This window comes from Martinezella calliandrae (genome assembly GCF_030272695.1).
Lineage (GTDB): Bacteria > Pseudomonadota > Alphaproteobacteria > Rhizobiales > Rhizobiaceae > Rhizobium > Rhizobium calliandrae.
Window position 1 is genome coordinate 1 of the sequence record NZ_JARFYN010000115.1, and the last position, 6,046, is coordinate 6,046.

The following is a 6,046-nucleotide window of genomic DNA, read 5'->3' on the forward strand; positions in this document are numbered from 1 at the left end:
TCTGCCATGCAAATCTCCAGATAGTCCTGGAAACCTTCTCGCACACGCGGCAAGCCTCAAAATACAGCCAATCCAATGGGGCGGAGACGGCGCTTACAGAAAGCTCGCTGTCACCATGCATGCAACCAGCGGAGTGAGCGTCGAACAGAGGCTCTCAGTTGCTTTCGCAAGGGCAAACTGACATTGAAATCGTTAGCTGAAAACTGGGGCTCACCTAGACCTCTAGCTTAACCAGCTCAAGGTATTTCAGTGTTTGCAATCCCGGAACTGAAAGCGACACCTAAATTGACCGTGGGCCGGCCTTACAGGGGCTTCAGCAGAACGAGCAATGCATCGGCGCTATGTCCTGGGGTACAAGTTCCAAGTCCCGCTACGATCTTGCCGCTCCTCATATAAGCATATTGCAAGCCGGCGCTCACAGTTATGAAGAAATTCGCCAAATCGTGATCGATATTCCGCTCGGCAGGGAGGCGGGTGAGTTGCGAACCTGCGAACCATGGCATTCAGCCCAGTTGCCCCTGGCGTGCTAGACGTTTTTTCGGGGGGAGCTCAAGGCTCCGCGATATGCGCCGCGTCAAGGTATGTTCAAATCTCCCGCGACAGCGAGTTAATTCTCGACGGATGTCAGCGCTCAGAGCTCCAGCCGGCAGGTTCGACCCTGCCGGCGTCGTTATTCAGATTTCATTTTCCAGATGCTCAAAGATCGGCCCGGCAATGCCTTTGGTGCTGGCAATGCCTCCAAGTGAGGGCCGTCATTGAAATCCGGCAAGCCCGCGCCCTTTGGCTGCAATTTGCTTACTTGTGTTGGTTTTAACAGCGACCTCACGTAACGGTAAATAAGCAATATTGCCTAGCTTTGAGCGCATTGAAGGGCCGTCCGGCAAAGTTGCCAGGCCCGTCCATGCGAAAAAACACCGACGGTGCGTTGCTCTGCATAGTCGGCAGTGTATGTCGGTGGTACGAGACCGCTGATCCTCCGTTTTAAATTCGCATCTTATAAAAATCTCACATCCAGCCGGCAATCGTTGGGCGGTGGTCATGAAAGTAATACTTCTTTCAGCTAATATGCTCATAGACTATCTGAAATACTGGGGAGGGGCGAGTGGACAGCGAGGCCGTGGCGACCGCAAGAATAATGTTCGAATTTCTATCGGAAACCGCGACTGCAAAGAGCAAGGAAGAAATACTCGGCTCACTGGACAGATCCGCACGATACTTCGGTTTTGATTGTTTCGCTATTTCCGGCATACCTTTGGCCACGGAGCGTATCGATTCTTACTTCATGTTGAATGGATGGCCGTTGGAATGGTTTGAACACTATTTGTCGAAGAATTACGTTCACGCAGATCCCGTTATTCAGCTCTGTAAAATGCAGGACGGTGCTTTTGTTTGGTCGGAGGCATTGCGAGGCCAAGATCTTGGCCGTCATGCACGCCGTGTCATGAACGAAGCCAGGGAATTCAAAATGAAAGACGGCTACAGCGTGCCATTGCATACAGCGAGCGGCTTTCAGGCGATTGTGACGTTCGGTGCCGAAAAGGTCGATCTCTCCAGCGCCGCTAGAGGGGCATTGCATATCTTGTCGATCTACGCCCACAATGCGTTGCGTGGCCTGATAGCAAAGGAGGCGAGTCCCCGAAACAGAAGCCTATTGCGGATCACTGCTCGAGAGCGTGAAATTATTCAGTGGTGCGCGGCAGGCAAAACGGCCTTTGAGATCGCGGAAATTCTGGGACGCTCCCACCGAACCATTCAGAATGAGATTTTGAATGTGCAGCGCAAACTTGATGTCGTTAATGCGGCGCAGATGATCGCGGAAAGTTTTCGCGTTGGAATCCTTCGCTGAAGCTGGGTAATTCTACTTATTTATGTGGCGCGCAATATCGTGCACTGTTTCGCCCAAAATAGGGGCAAAGATGATAAGGCTTTACGTAGGTCGTGCGGCGTCAGATCCCCAGGCAATGGAGAAGATTTGGCGCTTTCGGCACCAGCAATTCGTAGAGCGCTTCGGATGGGAAGCACTTCGCAGAAGCGATGGTCGCGAAATCGATCAGTTCGACCATGAACAGGCTCTTCATCTTGTACTTTTCTGTAAAGATGCCGTTGTGGGATATTCTCGATTGCTGCCGACGACCGAGCCGCATCTCCTGTCTGATATCTATCCTCATATCATGAACGGTCAGGCGTGGCCCCGTGCACCGGAAATTTATGAATGGACCCGGTGCGTCGCCGCCGAGGGCGCCGTTCTTATCAATCAGATACCCGCCTCGCATGTTTTGATGACCGGAGTGATGGAGTTCTGTCTCGTTGCGGGCATTACTTCGCTGATCGTGGAAACGCACCCGAAGCTGGTCGATCTATTAATTTCCACGGGCTGGGAGGTCACCAAGCTCAGCTTGCCCTCGGTCTTGGGCCAGGAGCTTATCATGCCAATTCAGGCTAAGCCTTCTTTAGGTGGCTTGATGCAGCATCATCGCCTCTATTCGATCGAGGCAAGCACGCTCTCACTCGAGCCCGAATTGCGAAATCCGTTGAGGCCTGAAGTCACGCTGGGGCACTTACGTTTCCTCGCGCCGGCGCGCGTCCGTCCGGCCCATAAGAATGACGAGGCTTATTTGGCCGACCGAGAGGTGAGCTCGTGCTGACGGAACGGAGCGACTTTGAATTTTCGGTCCTGTCATGGAGCGGCATGAATTAAAATCGATTTGTCCGTTCGAAGCAATTCGGATTACCCTCATGATCAGAGAATCTTACGCCTCACTCAAACGGAGAAAAACTCTCCGAGATAGCCGCGGTCATAAAGAGCAATTGCACGAGCCGGGCGCCGTTGTTGAACCATGGGTGCAGCGGATCATTGATGAGTTCGATCGCGAATTGCGGATCATGGAAGATCAATATTGTCAAAAACCTCCTCTTTCCAAGCTCTGCGACATCGAGACGTTGATATCGCCTTCGAGAAGTCTTAAGCGAGAAGCGGTCCGTACATTGACCTTCGCTTCACAGGGAGAAGAAGACGGTTCCTCATCCGCTAGATTCCATCGATGGTCGACACCCGGTGATATCGACGGAACCGCAATCCTCTCCAGATCGTTCTCTATGGGCTATTCTGCTTCGGGGGAGAAGGTCATGGCCGTTGACAGGAACGAGCGAATCGAGCGCCGCGCTTATGAAATCTGGGAAAGCGAAGGCCGGCCGGATGGCTCGGACCTGCGTCATTGGCAACAAGCCTGCGATGAGCTGGATGGTGACGACCTGCATGAGACGCCGCAAGACCGGCAGGGTATAGATGATCGGGGTGATGCGGCGCTGCTTCAAGGTGCAGGAGAAAGCGGCGATATAAATCAATCCCGCAAAAAATTTCCACGGTCAAAGAAAACGCCGAAGGGCCTTCGATTCTCTGCGGCCCCCATGCCAGAGATCGAGATAACGACAGGCGAAAAGCCTTCTCGGCAAAAAATTAAGAAGACCGAGGGACCGTGATTGCCATGCATCTCGATCTCGCGGCCTATGTAGGTCAGTTAGACAAGGTCGGTCGGCTATATTCTGAGCATTGCCAGCGCATCTCCCTTCTTGTTTCCGGCGACGAGGCGCGAAACGCTTGCCTGTCCCCATGACGTATCGAGAAGGGAAGGGGCGGGACGCTCGACCGGTTGAAAGAAGGAAGCTTTCCGTCGCCGATCAAGCGCCCGGCATTGACGTTGTGCAGCCTGGCAAACCCCGAGCCGTCGAATCAAAAGAACCGTCCTTTGATGTCGAAAAGACCGGCTCAGGCACTTCTAAGACATACCCTCACGACAGATTTAGGCCGGTCTCGATCGAGGCGGAGGCCGTGCCGAGCCAATGCCATGTCAATATCGAACCGGCCGCTTGCCTGTCTCTGACCGCATCTAGCGGCGCGGGCCAGGTGCGAGGGGTGTCCTTGGCGCCCGCCACCACGCGAAACTGGCCACCCCTCCATGACAACGGCGCGCAAAGACCGGAGGCAGTCGGTCCCGCTTCCCCCTTCAGTGCCACTCTGTTGAAGCTCCTGCGGCTGCCCTGGTTCCGCTCCTTGCGCATCGAGAATTCCCGATATCCCGGCCGACGGCTGGCGCCTGATTTCTCCGATGCTCTTCATGGTTTCAGGATCGCGCCGCTGCCCCGCAGCGGCCGCGTCTTGCAATTCCGGCCCCTGCCGATTAAACGTGGTTACGCAACCACGACCCTTGAAGGCTCGCCATGGCCGTCACCACGCTTTCAGGCCGAGAACTCAATCAGGACCTTGGCCGCGCAAAGCGCGCCACCAAGGACGGACCAGTGATCATCACCGACAGGGGACGGCCTGCGCATGTTCTCCTGTCGTTCGACGAGTACAAGCGCCTCACAAGTAAAATGCGGACGCTCGGTGACATGCTGGCGGCGCCGGGCGCGGAAGACATCGACTTGCCGCTCCCGCAACGCACGGAACGCGCCCAACCGGTCGACCTGTCCTGATGCTGTTGCTCGAAACCAATGTCGTGTCCGAACTGCGCAAGGTCGCGAGCGGCAAGGCTGATCCCAATGTCGTGGTTTGGAACGAAACCGTCGATCCCGCCGAGACCTTCATTTCATCTGTCGTCCTGCACGAGCTGGAAATTGGCATTCGGCTGGTGGAGCATAATGATGCAGCCGCCGGGAAGGTGCTGCGCAACTGGCTGGAAAACAGCGTTCTCACCGCGTTTTCCGGGCGCATCCTGCCACTGGACGAGGCGGCGGCCGTTCAGGCGGCCCAATGGCATGTGCCCAATCCCAAACCGATCAACGCGCCTATATCGCGGCGACAGCCTTCACCCGTCGTATGACGCTGGTCACGCGCAACGTCAAAGATTTCGAGGGCATGGGATTTGCATTCGTCAATCCGTGGGATCTTCCGACATAGCATTCCTGCGATTCCACGACGATCGTTAGGGTGAATGCGATTAATCGCAGCCTGTGGGAAACGACCGCCTGAACGGGGATGAGTCGAATATCATTCGTTCCGTTCGGGCCATCGGCATAGAGCGCGGTCACGATCGCTTGCCCGTCGGGTTGCCGAGGCAACCGGCCATGAGGCCCTAGCCGGCCGTTTCCATTTGTTCGCTCCATGAGATCGCCGGCCAGGCCGGTCAAGTGGCGCCCGTGAAGATCGCCCGCCTTCCGCGCCACGCCGCTTGACAGTCCCGTTCGCCACCGCGTGGCGGGCTTCGCTCGAGGGGGCTTGGTCGGCGACTACTCCAGCGTTTCCATCGACACCGGTCACTGCAGGCTCAGTGCCAATCTGGACCGCTATCCCGGTCAGGACGACGAAGACCTGATGGCCGTCATTCTGGGAATTATACCGAATAACGGCGAGTCGCGAAGCCGACAATAAAGGGAGGAAAGGGCTTCGCGGCAAAGGCAACAAAGCCGGCGCTGGTGGATAAATCAAAAGAGGCGCGATCCGGAAACCGGACCGCGCCAAACCGCACTGATGTGCGGTAGTTGCCCTGGGAGGCATTATTCGGCCGGCTCGGTAGTCGTGGGGTTGGCGTCAACGGGTGCTAGGACTGAAAGCGCGGCGGAAAGCTGCGACCGATCGAGTTCATTCTCCCAGCGTGCGACGACGATCGTCGCCACCGCGTTGCCGACGAGGTTGGTCAGCGCGCGGCATTCCGACATGAAGCGGTCGATACCGAGGATCAGCGCCATGCCAGCAATCGGAACCGAGGGGATGACGGAAAGCGTGGCGGCAAGCGTGATGAAACCGGCGCCGGTGATGCCAGCAGCCCCCTTCGAGCTCAGCATTGCCACCAGCAGCAACAGGATCTGGTCGCCGAACGTCAGCGGCGTATCGGTCGCCTGGGCGATGAAGAGCGCTGCCAGCGTCATGTAGATATTGGTGCCGTCGAGGTTGAAGGAATAGCCCGTCGGAATGACGAGGCCAACGACGGAACGCTTGCAGCCGGCGCGTTCCATCTTGTTCATCAGGCCCGGCAACGCGGCTTCCGAAGACGACGTGCCGAGCACCAGCAGCAGTTCCTCCTTGATATACCGGATCAACGCCAGGATC

General features: G+C 56.4%; 6 protein-coding genes and 2 pseudogenes. 6 read left to right on the forward strand and 2 right to left on the reverse strand.

The features are described 5' to 3' along the window. The first annotated feature begins 1,102 nt into the window (after positions 1 to 1,102). The 4 genes and pseudogenes from PY650_RS35865 to PY650_RS37605 form a co-directional block, all read left to right on the forward strand. The gene (locus tag PY650_RS35865; protein WP_285884810.1) at positions 1,103 to 1,846 is read left to right on the forward strand and encodes a helix-turn-helix transcriptional regulator; all 744 of its coding nucleotides are present in this window, start codon (positions 1,103 to 1,105) and stop codon (positions 1,844 to 1,846) included. Between the two features lie 115 nt (positions 1,847 to 1,961). Then, on the forward strand, positions 1,962 to 2,645 hold the full coding sequence (locus PY650_RS35870; RefSeq protein WP_285884811.1) for an acyl-homoserine-lactone synthase: 684 nt from the start codon (positions 1,962 to 1,964) through the stop codon (positions 2,643 to 2,645). A 481-nt stretch (positions 2,646 to 3,126) separates the two neighbouring features. Then, on the forward strand, positions 3,127 to 3,480 hold the full coding sequence (locus PY650_RS35875; RefSeq protein WP_285884815.1) for a DUF2934 domain-containing protein: 354 nt from the start codon (positions 3,127 to 3,129) through the stop codon (positions 3,478 to 3,480). A gap of 5 nt (positions 3,481 to 3,485) precedes the next feature. Then, a pseudogene (locus PY650_RS37605) lies at positions 3,486 to 3,680 on the forward strand (HD domain-containing protein); the annotation flags it as partial. A 109-nt stretch (positions 3,681 to 3,789) separates the two neighbouring features. Here the strand turns inward: PY650_RS37605 and PY650_RS35880 are convergent. Next, on the reverse strand, positions 3,790 to 4,059 hold the full coding sequence (locus PY650_RS35880) for a hypothetical protein (protein WP_285884812.1): 270 nt from the start codon (positions 4,057 to 4,059) through the stop codon (positions 3,790 to 3,792). Between the two features lie 159 nt (positions 4,060 to 4,218). On the opposite strand from PY650_RS35880, the gene PY650_RS35885 reads away from it, so the two are divergent. Both PY650_RS35885 and PY650_RS35890 read left to right on the forward strand, forming a co-directional pair. After that, positions 4,219 to 4,473 carry a type II toxin-antitoxin system Phd/YefM family antitoxin gene (locus tag PY650_RS35885; protein ID WP_285884813.1) on the forward strand — a complete coding sequence of 85 codons (255 nt, stop codon included), beginning with the start codon at positions 4,219 to 4,221 and terminating at the stop codon, positions 4,471 to 4,473. Continuing rightward, a pseudogene (locus PY650_RS35890) lies at positions 4,473 to 4,897 on the forward strand (type II toxin-antitoxin system VapC family toxin). The gene PY650_RS35885 and the pseudogene PY650_RS35890 overlap by 1 nt, the downstream one beginning before the upstream one ends. A gap of 596 nt (positions 4,898 to 5,493) precedes the next feature. Here PY650_RS35890 and PY650_RS35895 read toward each other — a convergent pair. Then, positions 5,494 to 6,046: cation:dicarboxylate symporter family transporter (locus tag PY650_RS35895; RefSeq protein ID WP_285884814.1), on the reverse strand; the 553-nt coding region annotated here is incomplete at its 5' end.

Bases quoted from the DNA above. Each gene is read 5' to 3' on its own strand.
- PY650_RS35870 (WP_285884811.1), top strand. From the start codon at position 1,962: ATGGAGAAGATTTGGCGCTTTCGGCACCAGCAATTCGTAGAGCGCTTC.
- PY650_RS35875 (WP_285884815.1), top strand. From the start codon at position 3,127: ATGGCCGTTGACAGGAACGAGCGAATCGAGCGCCGCGCTTATGAAATC.
- PY650_RS35880 (WP_285884812.1), bottom strand. From the start codon at position 4,059: ATGCGCAAGGAGCGGAACCAGGGCAGCCGCAGGAGCTTCAACAGAGTG.
- PY650_RS35885 (WP_285884813.1), top strand. From the start codon at position 4,219: ATGGCCGTCACCACGCTTTCAGGCCGAGAACTCAATCAGGACCTTGGC.